The 16,265-nt window shown below is 41.8% G+C and carries 12 protein-coding genes; 7 read left to right on the forward strand and 5 right to left on the reverse strand.

What is annotated here, in order from left to right:
• Positions 1-2: 2 nt before the first annotated feature.
• On the forward strand, positions 3-971 hold the full coding sequence (locus tag ABDD95_RS20860; RefSeq protein ID WP_345949291.1) for a YihY/virulence factor BrkB family protein: 969 nt from the start codon (positions 3-5) through the stop codon (positions 969-971).
• Positions 972-1,505: 534 nt separating this feature from the next.
• Complete coding sequence (locus ABDD95_RS20865; protein WP_345949292.1) at positions 1,506-1,970, forward strand: hypothetical protein; 465 nt, start codon at positions 1,506-1,508, stop codon at positions 1,968-1,970.
• A gap of 1,104 nt (positions 1,971-3,074) precedes the next feature.
• Here the strand turns inward: ABDD95_RS20865 and ABDD95_RS20870 are convergent.
• Positions 3,075-3,461: a hypothetical protein gene (locus ABDD95_RS20870; protein ID WP_345949293.1), complete on the reverse strand. Its 387-nt coding sequence runs from the start codon at positions 3,459-3,461 to the stop codon at positions 3,075-3,077.
• A 219-nt stretch (positions 3,462-3,680) separates the two neighbouring features.
• Here ABDD95_RS20870 and ABDD95_RS20875 point away from each other — a divergent pair, with 219 nt between their 5' ends.
• The 4 genes from ABDD95_RS20875 (at position 3,681) to ABDD95_RS20890 (ending at position 7,611) form a co-directional block, all read left to right on the forward strand.
• A complete protein-coding gene (locus ABDD95_RS20875) occupies positions 3,681-4,064 on the forward strand; it encodes a hypothetical protein (RefSeq protein ID WP_345949294.1) in 384 nt (127 codons plus the stop codon).
• Entirely contained in the window at positions 4,061-5,713 is a 1,653-nt protein-coding gene (gene glgP / locus ABDD95_RS20880) for an alpha-glucan family phosphorylase (RefSeq protein WP_345949295.1), read from the forward strand. Before ABDD95_RS20875 ends, glgP begins: the two co-directional genes overlap by 4 nt.
• Before the next feature lie 4 nt (positions 5,714-5,717).
• On the forward strand, positions 5,718-6,719 hold the full coding sequence (locus ABDD95_RS20885) for a 2-hydroxyacid dehydrogenase (protein ID WP_345949296.1): 1,002 nt from the start codon (positions 5,718-5,720) through the stop codon (positions 6,717-6,719).
• A gap of 367 nt (positions 6,720-7,086) precedes the next feature.
• Positions 7,087-7,611 carry an ATP-binding protein gene (locus tag ABDD95_RS20890; RefSeq protein WP_345949297.1) on the forward strand — a complete coding sequence of 175 codons (525 nt, stop codon included), beginning with the start codon at positions 7,087-7,089 and terminating at the stop codon, positions 7,609-7,611.
• Between the two features lie 763 nt (positions 7,612-8,374).
• Here the strand turns inward: ABDD95_RS20890 and ABDD95_RS20895 are convergent.
• The 4 genes from ABDD95_RS20895 to ABDD95_RS20910 all read right to left on the reverse strand — a co-directional run bounded on the left by ABDD95_RS20895 (position 8,375) and on the right by ABDD95_RS20910 (position 15,051).
• Positions 8,375-9,220, reverse strand: a complete 846-nt coding sequence (locus tag ABDD95_RS20895; RefSeq protein ID WP_345949298.1) for an IS3 family transposase — start codon at positions 9,218-9,220, stop codon at positions 8,375-8,377.
• Positions 9,221-9,240: 20 nt separating this feature from the next.
• On the reverse strand, positions 9,241-9,507 hold the full coding sequence (locus tag ABDD95_RS20900; protein WP_345949299.1) for a transposase: 267 nt from the start codon (positions 9,505-9,507) through the stop codon (positions 9,241-9,243).
• Between the two features lie 239 nt (positions 9,508-9,746).
• Positions 9,747-11,357, reverse strand: coding sequence for a response regulator (locus tag ABDD95_RS20905; protein ID WP_345949300.1), 1,611 nt, complete (start codon positions 11,355-11,357; stop codon positions 9,747-9,749).
• A gap of 1,459 nt (positions 11,358-12,816) precedes the next feature.
• A complete protein-coding gene (locus tag ABDD95_RS20910; RefSeq protein ID WP_345949301.1) occupies positions 12,817-15,051 on the reverse strand; it encodes an ATP-binding protein in 2,235 nt (744 codons plus the stop codon).
• 396 nt (positions 15,052-15,447) lie between these two features.
• On the opposite strand from ABDD95_RS20910, the gene ABDD95_RS20915 reads away from it, so the two are divergent.
• The gene (locus tag ABDD95_RS20915; RefSeq protein WP_345949302.1) at positions 15,448-15,894 is read left to right on the forward strand and encodes a BLUF domain-containing protein; all 447 of its coding nucleotides are present in this window, start codon (positions 15,448-15,450) and stop codon (positions 15,892-15,894) included.
• Positions 15,895-16,265: the final 371 nt, after the last annotated feature.

Here is a 16,265-nt window from a genome sequence, read left to right on the forward strand (position 1 = left end):
TTATGGCTATCAAAGAATATTTTACTAAGCAAGCATTTAAAGATGGTATCACGATCATGAAAGCCGCCTTTACCGGTTTTTCGGACGATCTGGCACTAAAGTTCAGTGCCTCTCTGGCGTATTATACCATTTTCTCGCTGGCTCCGCTGTTGCTACTGCTTATATCGATCGCGGGTATAGTCTTAGGAAAGGATGCGATACAAGGAAAAATATTCGGAGAGATCAACGGTATGGTAGGTAATGATGCAGCCAAGCAAATACAAGACATGATCAAAAACCTGGAGATGAACGGCAAGTCGACGATATCCGTGATTATCGGTGTGATCACACTGATTATTGGAGCAACCACCGTATTTGGTGAGATCCAGCAGTCCATCAATATCATCTGGCAGGTGAAACCAAAGCCGAAAAAAGGTTGGCTGAAAATGATCAAGGACAGAGTGCTTTCAGGTTCGATGATCGTGACCTTAGGCTTTTTGCTTTTGGTGTCCTTAGCACTTAACGGTGCCCTAGACGCTCTTAGTGATCACCTGAAGCATTTTCTGCCTGCTTTTACGGTCACGCTTTTCAACATCATCAGCATCGCGCTCAGCTTTGTGGTGATCGCAGTTTTATTCGGCGTTATTTTCAAAGTACTCCCGGATGCCAAGATCAGCTGGGGAGATGTGCGTTCCGGCGCTATCTTTACCGCAGTACTCTTTATGATCGGACGGCTGGTGATCGGCATTTATATTGAAAAATCCGGAACCAGCTCAACCTATGGTGCTGCAGGTTCATTGATTGTTATTTTGTTGTGGATCTATTATACCGCTGCCATTTTATACTTTGGTGCAGAGTTCACCCGAGCGTACGCCGATTTTAAGGGTAAACGAATAGAACCTGCTGATTATGCTGTTCATATCGAACAGAAAGAAGTAGAAAAGGATGTAGATGTCGTACCGCCCAAGCATGAGATCGGAAAAAGCGATTGAATTCAGGCTGCTGATTTGCCGCTCCGATGTATATTAGTTTGATAAAGAAATAATTATATTATATACCTAAGAACGATTGCTTCAGCGATCGCGGTCTACGACTCATCTGCAGGGGCTTTTAAAATCCAGCTTCTTCCATTTTGGATGGTGACCAGCGTGCGGCCTTCCCACTCTATTTCGCCTTCCAAGACTTCTGTATTTTAGCTATTCACCTCTAATAACCGAAATGAGCGATAGATCTTGCCAACGGTAATCCGTAACTGTTGTTTCATAGACAATAAAGATGCGAGCAACCAGCAAGATCTATTACTTGGATGAAAAAGTGCTCATGCCTTCACTCAGTTCTTTGTTAATGTCATTCGTTACCTCCAATACCTGCAGTTAAATTAAAATTTATTTAATAAGAGTATAAAAATTGCTAAAGTGATCGGCAATTAATTGCGCTACGATATAGGATCTGATGTAAACCTTAATTTCTAAGCGTCCAAATCAATTTTTTTTAAACAAAAAAGGAGTAAACTGCGTTCATTATGCATGAGCGGAAAAGATATTTACCACAAGTATCTGGGTTTCGCCCGTCAGGCGCGAACCTTACTGAAACGATTTGAAGAATATTGCCGGCTGGATCCGGTACCTGACCTGACGTTTTCACTGCATGTCTACCATCACAACCTCAATTTCGTCTTTATTAAAACTATTGCTGTTGTCGCGGAGATGCATGATAAAAATCCAATGTGCGAGCACAATGATGAGGATATCACCTGGCCATATAGCCGCGCACTTCAAAACCTGACCCTGGCGGAAGCCATTTATTTTTATGAAACCTATGCTGATCATATCATTGCCGTCTATGATCAGGCATTTGACCATCGGCTGTTCGAACTGGACTTTCGTTACCTGGATACTCATATAGAGCGTTTAAGATTCCGTTTATCTAAGATTGAAAATTATCTGCTGCCAAAAATCAATCTCCCTATGTCGATTTACAGAAATTTATAAACTAATAAATTTATTACCTGCAATGCACCACTTTGAAGACGGCACCTTTGAATCAGTAAACATATTGATTATGATAACACTTCAATTTTCTTTCGAGCACAGGTAAAAGGTAAATTGCGGTTTCGCCCGCTTCCAGAATAAATGAATGCAAGCATATGTCGCAGGTTTGACACGGGAACCTGTTCAGATTTTACTGTCCCGCTTAAAGGGCTAGAATTAGGAGTTGGGAATTGACGATGGAATGGGAACATGAAGAGCGAAGCTATCGGCATCGGCAGACATTCGAGGTCGAAGAGTTAACCGATAGCTTATATAAATTGAACAAGTACGCGGAAGCAAGCCTCTTTCACAGCCACCGCCCACTGCACGCAATGAACCGCTAAGCTGTTATTTTTTTCGAACAGCCAGCACAATGGCTCCTTTCTGCTCACTGGTTCGAAAACGTATTCTTTCATGCTCTTATATGCTGTATCAGGCGGATGGCCCCGCTAATATCATCTATGGCCCCAAAATAGGTCCGTCACTTTTGATGGTAGCACAAACTTCCATATCTTATATGTAAGCGATCAGTTCCGGATGATACCCCCTGCCAAAGATGATCACTGGAAGTTTTAAACTTATACGTCTAGATCAGGGTAGCGCTTCAAACTATTCATCCATGATCCAAATCGGCCCGGCATCACGATGAAGGCAAAACGGTATTTGACCAGTAATACCGTTGTTAAAAAAACAATTTCATGCAGCCTTATTTTTCCAGGTAAGGAGTGGGCTGCTCGACCGGCAACCGGATCTTACAACCGACAAACCGGCCCTCAACGTCTTGGCACCAGGGTTGCCCGCTCCCACCAATCCCCACCCGTTACGTGAAAGGATAATAAAACCTGGTCAGGCAAATGCCGCCCCGCTTTTCGGTTTATACATAGTAGGATCATTTTCCTTAAAACGGCCGAGCCAAAAACGGTGATACATGGAACCTAGAAATGTAGCGCACTGAATTCGCGGATCAGCTCCGTCATCGTAGAAATGGTAAATTTAAATTCCTCCCAACGCGACCGCAGGCCATCAAGGAGTTGTATTTCCTCTTTGTTTGTCGTTTTTATTGCGCTAGTTAATGTTTTTCTGCTCGATCATACGGTACTTTAAAGCCTTCAGATGACCGAGTGCGTCAGCTACCTCGGTTTGCAGCAATGAAAAGTCTTCGATCAACTGCATTTCCAGGTTTATTGTTGCCTGGCAAATCAACAGTTCAAGCTGGTTCATGAAACCGAGGATATGGAGGTAAAGCTGCCGCTCCTCTCCTTCGGTCCTGACAAGGTCGTCTGCAAACCTTGATGCGGCATTCGGAATAGAAAAAAAGTTCGGTTGATTTAACAAGCTATGCAAAAAGCATTGTTCAATACTTAGGAACTCGACATCAGATAGCCATTGTTTCCCCGTCAGGTAGAGTTCCTGTAATTCCGTGTTAAGTTCATTATCTGGAAGCGTTTTCATAATACTTAATTTTAATCTCAAAGGTCTGACTTTGAGTAGCTCAAAGCCATGCTTACCATCATTACATAACGTGATGCTCATCAAAAGGCCGGGTAGTAAGCGAAATATCTGTTCTTTTAAATAAAGCACAGCGATAAGTGACCATTATCATTTATCATACTGACCCTAATCAGCGGACAGCCGGATGTAAATAGCTTTCTTCGCAAAAAAAAAACAAACATGGCTCAGTATTGTTATTTCAAATATTACCAGGTTAAACTTCATGACACAGTCATAATCCCGGTATCTGTTAATAATTTCCGGCGATTACCCGAGCTGCCAAGCGGCGCAGCAATTCAGCTGCTATCGAAAAACGAAAGATATGTAGGCTATTGTACTCTTATTGAAGCGTTGGAAAAAGCGAAGGCAGGCGCACTCGCCTACCTGGAACAGCTGGCAGATGACGGTAAGGAGCAGGAAATCCTGGATTACCGTATCGCACATTATGAAGACCTGAATATGAACCTGGTTGATCGTAATATCCGCAAAGTGGAGCACGCACTAGCTATTGACCCGAATTATCAGTGGCAACCTTACCACATAAAATTGCTAAAGTCGTTATGATGGATAAAAAAGACATTTTTAGTTACGAGCCCGACCCGCAGTATGCCACGTCTGTGGCTTATTTCTCTATGGAATTTGCCATTGATCAAAGCCTGAAAATCTATAGCGGCGGATTGGGCTTTCTAGCCGGATCGCATCTGCGCAGCGCCTATGCACTTAAGCAAAATCTGGTTGGCATAGGCATGCTTTGGAAATATGGTTATTACGATCAGGGCCGGAATGAACAGGCCTTCATGAAGCCGGAATTCATCGAGAAAGACTACGCCTTTCTTCAGGATACAGGGATTACGGTGACCGTTACGGTACATGATTCGCCGGTCCACGTAAAAGCCTGGCTGCTGCTGCCGGAAACTTTCGGCTCAGCGCCGCTATTCCTGCTGAGCACCGATATCCCGAAAAATGACGAATTATCCAGGTCGATCACACACTACCTGTATGATGCGAATGAGTCTACCCGTATCGCACAAACGATCGTGCTCGGCACTGGCGGCGCGATGTTGCTTGATGCACTGAATATAACGCCTGACGTCTACCACATGAATGAGGGGCACTCCGTATCACTGAACTTTTACCTGTATGCTAAATATAAAAGCCTGGAAGAAGTAAAAAAACGGGTGGTCTTTACCACACATACACCGGAGATGGCGGGCAATGAATCGCACAGCTACGGCTTACTGCAGGAGATGTCTCTGTTTCAAGGCTTGGATGCCGATACAGTGAAAAATCTGCTGGGAATGCAGAGCGATACATTTAACTATACACTGGCGGCACTTAAATTTGTCCGAAAGGCGAACGGCGTTTCCAGGCTGCATGGTGAGGTGGCCAGGGAAATGTGGGGAGATAATCCCGGGATTTGCGAGATCATTTCGATCACTAATGCCCAAAATAAAGCATACTGGAAAGATGCCGTTTTGGACGAATCCATTTTTTCCGATCATGACGAACAACTGATCAAGCGGAAAAAGGAATTAAAAAAATTGCTGTTCAAAGAAGTGGCCGACCAGTGCGGCAAGTTGTTCCACGAAAACGTCCTGACGATTGTCTGGGCGAGGCGTTTTGCAGGCTATAAACGTGCAGACCTGATCATGCAGGACTGGGACCGCTTTATCAGGTTGACCAACCAAGCAAATTTCGCTATACAGTTGATCTGGGCAGGTAAACCTTATCCGGGTGACCAGTCCGGTATCGTTCAGTTCAATGAAATTATCCGACGTGCGAAAGGACTGACCAACTGTGCGGTACTGACCGGGTATGAACTGGGCTTATCCAGACTGCTGAAACAGGGCGCGGATGTCTGGCTGAACAATCCGCGGATGTACCGGGAAGCTTCGGGTACCAGCGGGATGACAGCCGCTATGAATGGCGCCATCAACGTGTCCATGCCGGATGGTTGGGTACCAGAGTTTGCAAAAGACCATCAAAATTGCTTTTTGATAGCACCTGCGCCGGATGATCTCTCTGTCGAAGAAAAAGACAGGCAGGAAAACGACAGCCTGATGGATCGCCTGCAAAATGTCGTGCTGCCGATGTATTATAACGACCACTCCCAATGGCTCGCTATACTCAAACAAGCCGCCCGCGAAGTGGTGCCCGGCTTCGAATCAACAAGAATGGTTAGGGAGTATTATGAACAATTATATAAAAGTTAAAGTCATGAGCAAAATTGTATTTTTCTCTGCCAAGCCATATGATAAGGCTTTCTTTACCAAGTATAATGAAGCTGATAGCTTTGAGCTGCAATTCCTGGAAACGCATCTAGGGCCGCATATCGCGAATGCCGTCGAGGAAGGCACCTTTGCCGTTTGTGTTTTTGTTAATGATAAACTGACCTCGGAAGTGATCGCAGTGCTGGCTGAAAAAGGAGTACAAGTGATTGCGCTGCGTTGCGCTGGCTTTAACAATGTCGATCTTGACGCCGCCGGAAAATACGGTATCCGTGTATGCCGTGTGCCGGCCTACTCACCGGAGGCGGTGGCAGAACATGCCGTCGCCATGCTGCTCACGCTGAACCGTAAAACGCATAAAGCCTACAACCGAGTTCGGGAACAAAATTTCTCATTAAATGGCCTGCTCGGGTTCAACATGCATGGCAGGACCATTGGTGTGATTGGCACCGGGAAGATCGGTATGGCATTTTGCAGGATCATGCTTGGTTTTGGTTGCAGGGTACTGGCCTATGACCTTTTTGAAGATGAAGATCTGAAAGCGCTTGGGGTACGCTATACTGCGTTTGAAGAAGTGCTAAAAGCGGTTGATGTGCTTTCGCTGCATTGCCCGCTGACGCCGGATAATAAATATTTGATCAATAAGGACACACTAGCTATAATGAAACCGGGTTGTTCCATCATCAACACCAGCCGGGGTGGACTGATCTGCACCGGCGATGTTATTGAAGCTCTGAAGACTGGGCATGTTGCTTACTTAGGCATCGATGTGTACGAACAGGAAGAAAGGTTGTTTTTCAAAGACCTTTCTGGCAGTATCATTGAAGACGATACTATCCAGCGCCTGATGAGCTTTCCCAATGTGCTGGTGACCGGACACCAGGCTTTCTTTACGGATGAAGCGCTTTCGCAGATCGCGCAGATTACGCTTGGTAATCTTTACCAATTAGATGCTGGTGAAGAACCGGACCCATCAGTTATACTGGTCTGACGCCCACACTACACTATTTTTTTATCCAGCCGGGTATTTGTGAAATATATACATAACGGTAGATGCATCCTACCCACCTACTTTTTTACAATAAAATATTTCATTAATAGAAATCGGTATTTCGAAAGTATTAACTGAAAAAGAAATGATGACCTTCATAAGAAGGTATATAATTGACGCCTATCACCGTTACCTTTGATCGTTGACCTCCTTCAGGCTTCGGTTTTTTAAGCGGTGCAATGACTTACATTGTACAGATGAATGAATTAAGAAAAAATCAAATCTGTCAAAAGCTACTTAAGCACAACAATCGGCAATAGGAGATAACCTACAATGCTTTCACACGCAGGACACTTCGTTGTTAACAATGACGGAAGATCTTTTAAATTCGTCTGTTTTCTCTGAGTCCAACATAAAGACAAGTGAGGATCATTATACTCTTAAACCTCTTTGCACGCAGTTACAACGCTTATTTAAGCCGAGGCTCATCCGTAAGCAAATAAAATTTGATTTTACGGTTACTAAGGAGATGTCAAATGTGCCTTTCTTCAAAGACCACACTTTTCAAATAGCCAGTAACTTGCTATCAAACGCCATTAAATTTACCCCCGAAGGCGGACATGTGTGGGTTAGGCTGGATATGGAAATAGAGTTTGGACACAAAAAACTTTGCATCAGAATTGCAGATAGTGGTGTTGGAATGGATGAAAAAGCAATTAAATCTATCTTATCAGGCTCTGGTGCTCATACAATGGGAACAACAGGAGAAATGGGCTTCGGATTTGGCTTAATTGCTGTTCGGTACCTTATAGAATCAGCTAATGGGACCATGAAAATTAATTCTGATATCGGTAAGGGAACTACCTTCAATATCATTTTACCGTTGGTTTAACTGGAGTTATTAAATTTATGTAATCAGTAATTGTTACAGCGTGCTCGAATCATTACTTTTGAGATAGTGCCCTTAAGTAGGCTGTTGTAAAAATCAAACAGGTGAATGCATAGCTAGAACCCAATGGCTCCAATGAAGCAGTATCAAAACCCTCATAAGCCACTAATTACTGGCTGAAATATCAGGAATGCAATGCATTGAACATTTTCCGATTCGAAAGCTTAAATAGGATTACCTTATCTTAAGCGCCAAAGAACGATTGATTATCAAAAAGATGTTGGCAAAATATATAGATCATCTTGAAGATCCACTTTAGACAAGTTTGCTATATGGTCATTTACATGCTATTTAAATTTGATCACTTGTAATTTATGGTTATATCGTTCGTATTGTTGTAGTTTATTTGTCTATCAATCTCAGAGAATACAACGCCATCAGCACCGATCACTTTTGCTTTTTCAATAACTGATCGTCTCGTTCTGCTTTAGCTAGACTCTGTACGCCCAGTAGATGCATTCATAGGTCCTTTAACTCAAATGGCTGCTTGATATCCTTAATCGAGTAGAATGACTGGACTTCATTTGTCGGAGCATATTTTAGCACCAAAATAGGTAGAAGAATACAAAAAACAGGCGGATAGAAATAAGAGAGGTACGGCGATAACGGCCCAATACGCAATACCACCGGCGAAAGAAGACAAATATTGTAACCCTCCCTTAGTTCGGACTGGTGTTTTATAGACTTATTTAATTCAAAAATATAATTATTGTTGTTGGAACTGTGGGGATGTTGGAAACTCGCCAGAGTTTCTGGTATCTCCACAGTTTAGCCGCTTGTACAGGTCAGGCGTTATACCTCCCAGTGCTTCATGCGGCCTGCTGTAATTGTAATCTTCCATCCATTCATCGGCTAATACCTGTACCTGGTTAATGTCCTCAAATAGATAAGCATCCAAGATGTTTTCCCTGAAAGTTCTGTTGAAGCGTTCGATGTAGCCGTTTTGCATTGGCTTTCCCGGCTGCGTAAATTGCACAGTTATACCTCTGCTTTCACACCAATCCTTAAATTCCTTGCTGTTAAACTCCGGCCCGTTATCCACTCTGATACAGTTTGGTTTACCCTGCTCATGAATAGTTCGCTCTAATATCTGAGTTACCCGCACGGCTGGTATAGTATAGGCAGCTTCCACGGCAATAGCTTCCCGGTTATAGTCATCGATAATATTCAGCGTTCGGAACCTTCTCTTGTTCATCAGCACATCGCACATAAAATCCATAGACCAGGTATCTCCAGCCTGCTCAGGCACGATTAGTGGGACTTTAACACGTGCAGGCACGCGTCTGCGCACCTTTCGGCGTTTATTCATGCCCAGCAGCAGGCAAACACGTCTTACACGCTTGTAGTTCCATAGCAAGCCCTGCTGCCGAATTCTGCTGTAATACAGATCCTGCCCCTCTGTTGGATGCCTTTCGGACAACTCCAGTAACTTATCGATCGTTTCTGAATCATCTCTGACGTTTTTATAGTAGTACATGGATTTGGGTAGCTTTACTACCCGGCAAGCCCTGCTGATGCTTACGTTATAACCTTCCATCAAGTAAGCAACCATGTCTTTGCGCTGGCAGGGCTTTAGAGCTTTTTTGAGAGTACGTCCTTCAGCATCTTATTGTCCAGCGCCAGTTCTGCATACATGTGCTTTAGCTTGCGGTTTTCTTCTTCAAGCTCTTTCAACCGTTTTAGTTCCTGGCTGTCCATGCCCGCATACTTCTTTCGCCAGTTATAAAAGGTCGATTTGTGAATGCCCAGTTCGCGGCATACATCGTTAAGCTCACGGCCTCCTTCGTATTCTTTGATCGCCTTGACAATCTGTGCTTCGGTAATAATAGAGTTCTTCATCGTTTGACTGTTTAAAGTTAAGACTTTTCGTCCCTTAAGCAGTCCGATTTTTAGGAGGGGTTACAATATAAGTAGGCGGATTATGAATCGGAAGGCAAATAGGTTGAGCAAAATGCCCGCTCAATTAATATTACGTTACTTATCACGAATAATTATTATAAATCAGATCCGCCCAATTCATGCTTTTCTAAATTACTTGGTTACCGCTGTCGATTTTTAATGGGCATGGATTTGCTCCTCTATTTAATTATTACAAGGCTTTTAATAACATCATAGAGTTCGCTTGGGACAAATGGTTTACTAATAAAAGCATTTACACCAGCATCACGGGCTTCTACCTTATCTGTGTCCATGATTGATGCAGAAAAAGATACTATAGGGATATCCTTTTTAGCATCCGACAGCTCCTTTCTGATCTTCCTCGTAGCTTCATAACCATTCATTACCGGCATATGAGTATCCATGAGTATTAAGTCGTACGCATTGCATGCCGCTTTCTCAAACGCTTCTGCTCCATTTACCGCGATATCAACATGGATATTCCACCCCTTTAAAATTTTGGTTGTGATTAGCTGATTAATAGGGTTATCTTCGGCTAGAAGTATATGAATCCGATAAGATGTAGAAAAGGCAGGCGATAATATTGTCTCATTGCTGCCGCCTGATCTGTCAACAGCTAGATCATACCAGTTAGTGAATACAAACGTGGTGCCTTCGCCTACTACACTTTCTACCGACAATGTGCCGCCTTTTAGTTCGATAAGTTTTTTTACAATCGATAGGCCCAGACCTGTGCCCCCAAATTTTTGCCAAGTCTTATCTTCAGCCTGCTCAAAACGTTCAAATACCTTATTTCTTGATACTTCCGGAATACCAATCCCAGTGTCGCTTACGATAAATTGAAGATTTACCCGATGCGGGGACAAAGCAACCACTTTAAGCATAACTTCTACTTGCCCCGTTTCAGTAAACTTAATGGCATTGTTGATCAGATTCATTAAAATCTGATTAAGCCTTAAAGCGTCGATAATAACGGATTGGGGTACGTCATCAGCAATATGGCATTTTAGCTCCAGTCCTTTTTGTACAGCAAGCGGTCTTAGTAAGTCGCTAACATTAGTTACTAGGGCGTTAATATTTGTATCTAATCTGTTAATTGCAATCTTCCCTGCATCAATTTTTTCACTGTCTAAGATATCGTTTACCAAAGCAAGCAAAGATTGCGTGGAATGTTCCAACAAATCAACCAAATGGGACTGCTCCTGATTGGTTTCCGTTTTCTTTAAAAGATGGGTCAAGCCAGTAATTGCGGTCAGCGGAGTTCTAATTTCATGACTCATATTAGCTAAGAAATTCTCTTTCACCTCTTTGCTTTTTTCAGCCTGTTCTATAGCCAAATATAATTTTTTCTGGAAATTTTCCAATTCCAAATTCTTTTGCCGGATCTCGCGCTGATAATTAACCAGGGTGATTAACGAATTGATCTTTGCCTGAGTTATATACAAATCCAGCGGTTTAAATAATACGTCTACAGCACCCATTCGTAATCCGGAGACTGCATCTTCTGAGCGCATAAATTGACCGGTTATGAGGATCACCATAACATGCTCGGTCAGCGAATTGCTTTTTAAAAGATCCAGTAGTTGCAGCCCGCTGATATCCGGCATTTGAATGTCCATTAAAACAATGGAAATATCGTGATCGGAACATATTTGCATGACATCTTGAGGATGTGTCGTCGTAAAAATACGGCGGCCATTTTGCTCCAGGGCCAACTTTAAAGCAAATAGAATATCAGCATTATCGTCAACGATAAGGACGTTTATATCATCATTGTCATAAAGGTTCATATTGCAGTGATAGCATTAAAAGTAAATAACATTTAACTTCATATCAAAAATTATATTAATTTTTGATTTTTGATATGGCAAATTGGGTATCGGAGATTATGTAATCCCAAAGATTCCCATCAGGCGACATTTCGTTCTAGCATTGCTCAATACAACATCTATTTCCTTACCATTAAACAAAAGAATCATGGGGCAACTTTAGTCATTCGCTTGCAGCCGGTATATGTGATAGCTACAACAGAAAACGGCCTCTTTCAACTAAAGATTATCAAGTTACAAAATTGTCAACCTTCATACATACCTTATTACAGCAGCTAATGACTTCACCACAGACTCGAATCATTTATCAAGTATTATAATAACTACAAATTTGTTAAAGCCGGCGAAATCTAAGCCATCTCTTTCCGCCATTTTTACTTAATCAAATCGTTATCTGTTATGCAACCAATTGGCGAATATTTTAAATTTCTATCTTTTCCGCTTAAGATTTAGCGTTGATCTCATTAATAAATGCGGTGTAATGCTATGGGTAGAACTTCAGATCTCATTTAAGATGTTATAGTCGCCAGGTTTAGATCCTCAATCGAATTCACAATGAATCCCTCACACGTCATTCAGCTTAATCGGTGGTCCTTTCATTCTACATCAACTTCACCTGCTTCAATCTACGAATCTTGACCAACACATAAACTTGCTTCGTCACAGCATCAGCACAGAAACGATTAAAAACAAGCCAGATGGATTAGTGACAGAATAGAAAAGTTTTTTATGCTAATGAGGAGACGGTGTCCTTGATTTCCTGACAGGTCGTCAAATATTAACGTCTTTTAACAGATTCACTCAGCTTAGGAAGGACGCTTATTGAGCTATCAAATATTGTAGAACAGTTACTGAATTAAGTAGCACTACCTCGTCAATCACAATCGTTGGTTCATTGTACCATTGAACTACCGTTTTATTAAATCCTGCTAATTCATTCATCAAATAGAGGAGAAAGATTTAGAGTGATATTAATGGTATATGGATACAAAATTCCCGCTTGATTGATAACATGACCGTTCATCGGCCAAGAATAATGCTCAATTTGTATACTATCAATAGTGTACGGTTTTTCTTTAAGTTCGATTTGATCACCGTCGAAATTTACCCAATATCATGTGGGTGAATATGTGTCTTATATGCATTCAGGTCAGAGGTGCAAAATATTATTTCCTCCTCACTCACAAACATAAATCGGGCTGCGGTGCTGGTCAGTGCAGGCTCTATCATAAGTAACAAAAGCATATTAAAATAAACATAGGAACCTAAAAATCTTGTTTAATGTTTCTAAACATTAACTTGAAACAAGGATCAACCGTTCAATTTTTAAAGCATTTAAAAATAAACACAAGCTTTAAGGTAGCATTTGGCCAGAAGAAGGTCAGCAGTTTTCTACAATAAAGAGCCGTCAATTCAGTACCTAAGAAGCAGACGATTCTTTAAATTCAACAAAGAATACAGAACCTGATCCAGGTTGACTTTCCACCCAAATCTGACCATGGTGTTTTTCTATGATACGCTTTACAATGGCCAGTCCAACCCCTGTGCCCTCAAACTCTTTTACATTTGCAGACCTGGAGAATAGCTCGAAGATTTTTTGATGTTCTGATTCTTTTATCCCGATTCCGTTATCAGATATAGCATACCTAATAGTATGTTCATTGATTTGTTCACCGGTAACTCGAACCACAGGGTTTGCTGTTTTTCCCGAATATTTGACAGCGTTTCCAATTAAGTTGGAGAACACCTGCATAATCATTGTTTTATCACCATGTAGTGCCGGCGTATCTCCTATTTCCAATTGTAAAGCCGGGTTTTGACTTGAAACCAGCAAATCGTGCCGTAGGCCGGCAAGCAACCCCTGCATATCTACTAAACCAATACTCATTTTATCCTGACCAGTTTTGGAGTAATTGAGAACTTCCTCAATCATCGCCTGCATTCTTGAAGCACCATCGATGATCTTTCCAGCCATGTCACGGATCTTTGATTCCGGCTCCGATTGTCTTTGGATCAATTGGGAGTAGCTTTTAATCGTTGTAAGCGGATTTTTCAAGTCATGCGAGATCGTATAACTGAAGGTATCCAGTTCACTGTAAGCTTCCCGCAACTTTTCATTCAATACCCTTAGCTCTGTCGCTTTGCGACTGATTGCGTAATTAACCTCGTCTTTAAGCAGCAGGGCAGCTTCGCGTTCGTAAGGCTCCCATTCAACGGCATGATTTTTCACTAATTGAGACCATTCTTCAAAAGAGTGCCTGGGTGAAATGTGTGTAAGTCCGTTAGGATCGATTTCCACCGGCTTATCAGGATTACCGGCCCATTTAATAGTCGAAATGAACTCCGGTCGAAACCAAAGCATGTATTCTTTTAGCTCCGGCGACAAGCGGCAGGCAAGCAAGCCGCTGGCGATATTCTTAAAAGGTGTTGCCGGTGGAAATTCATTCGAAAGACATGCGGTTTCAAATAACGAAGTGTCCTCTAAATTATTCAGCCAGCTAATTAACTCGTTCAAAAATTGATCGTTGGGGACAAGGCCGGTAGTATGCAGCGTATTTTCATAATACAATACCGCCCCGGTGCTGCTTATGGTATCTTGTAGTGTTATTTCTTGATTGAACAGTGCTTCCTGCACAGGTACATCCCGTAGTAACTGACGCGTAATCTTTTCAATTGCTGTGCGTAACCGGGCAGCCTTTTGCTGATTTTCTTCTTGTTGGCGGAAACTAATAGCCGAAGATAGTACTTGCCCAATTAATTTGGCTGACTCCCGCTGGCGAAAATTAATAAACCGTGGCGTATAATTATGGCAGGCTATCAATCCCCATAACTTATCTTGATCCAGGATCGAAACGCTGAAACTAGAAGCTACCCCCATGTTTTTCAGGTACTGAATATGGATGGGTGAAACGGCTCTGAGCGTACTGCATGTTAAGTCCAGGGGATGAGCGGTACCATTTTCGGAACGGGTCAGTATAGTTGACGGTTCGATAGAAACATTGGCAATTAAGCGTACCAGGTTTTGTTTATAGAGTTCACGGGCCTGCTTGGGAATATCTGATGCAGGGTAATGTAGTCCCAGCCAGCTAGCTAATTGATCATTCTTGGATTCGGCGATTACTTCCCCATGCCCGTCTTCATGGAACTTGTAAACCATCACCCGATCATACTGGATAATTTGGCGTATTTGGTGGGATGTATTGCTTAAAAGCGTAGATAGCTGCCTGTCCGAAAGCATCTCCGAAAGAGAACGGCCAACCAGTTGTTGCAAGTCGCTTTGTAAATCTGACGCTTCCGGTTCAAACTCCAGTAAGTAGTATTGGCCAGCACCATTGATAATAAGGTTGAATTGCTGCTCATTTAAAATAACCTGTGTATTAATGCGCCTGAATAATTCATCCCCGTCATTGATATATATCAATTGACGTAGATAGCCAGGCCGGCTTTTTTCCTTTCGCAAATGTCCTTCCAAGCTTTCGATTTCCTGCCCCAAAAGGCCTGTAGGACTAACCTCCACAAGAAATTGACTGATATTTTCACTGCAGTAGCAGATTGTCATCTCTTCATCAACGGCTACAAGGAAACCATGTGCCTGGATGCGTCCGGGATTATGAATGGGTTCACGGTCGCAATTTGTTATATCAGGTTTTAACATAATAATTAGGGAGGACTGGACTATTTGCAGTGTTAACGATAAAAATGGAAATAAGTTATCGATAACTATCTTGCAAGCATTATTCAATCAGGCAACTTAATATCCATCTGTAAAATTACATAGAGCTAACGATTATATTTAACTAATATTAAGGTCATTAACGTGCGACAAATTGTTAAGTTTAAATTCACTTAATATCATCTGTTTATAATTCTTATGACTCAGCCGACTTTTGTAATTTGAGTGATACTTGTAATAACATTTACTTATTTTGCTTTATTACTTGTAGGCTAACTAGTTGTTAAAGCAGATTGTTAAATTGAAAGAATTTAAATTGCACTTGGTAAATTGTACTTCAAACAAACTTCAAGTCAGAATTTATTTTCGGACTTAACCATGAATATGATTTATAATATAGTTTATGTTAGTAAGGCACTTCATGCGATGGCAATTGAAGATCTTAACATTCTTCTTGATCAATCGCGCTCCAGAAATAAAAACGATGGTATAACAGGGATGTTACTGTACATTGAAGGGCAAGAGCCGGGTAAGTTAGCTGGTCGATTTATGCAAGTAATCGAAGGAGATGAAAGCGATGTCGTTTCGCTGTTTAATAAAATCAAAACAGATGCAAGGCATGAAAAAGTCACGACCTTGCACGAGGGGCGCCTCAATAAACGCAATTTCAAAACATGGTCCATGGGCTTTAAAACTTTGTCCTTAGATATGCTTAGAAAGGCTGGTTACCTTAATTTTGAGGCGTCATTTGTCAGTAACACGCGTCCATCAAATTTCAATGTTGCTTTGCATTATTTAAAGTCTTTTTATGAGATGAAAATATAGGCCAGTCAATCGCTCTAGAATGCTCGGACAGCTTGTAATTTTTTTTCTGATGAATATTACTTAAATGTAAACTTCGTTAATATCACTATTACTTCGTCAAAGTTGCTTCCCTTCAATACTAGGCATTCAGCTGGATATTCCGGAGTCATTGATCGCCTCGTTTCGGATTAATGGATAATTGGTTCAGCGATACGTTGACAACAACAATTAATTGACTGTTAATTATCGTTTTCAATAGTTGTTACACCAATCGGTGATCTAAATCCTACAGAATCGCCTGGCCAAGCCTCGTGGAACATCCAATAAAAAATTCCATTTTTGTTTTTCCGTCACTTTAAGATCGGACTACAGTTGATTCAATTCTTGGAAAG

Origin of the sequence: Mucilaginibacter sp. PAMB04274, from assembly GCF_039634385.2 — a bacterium.
Taxonomy (GTDB): domain Bacteria; phylum Bacteroidota; class Bacteroidia; order Sphingobacteriales; family Sphingobacteriaceae; genus Mucilaginibacter.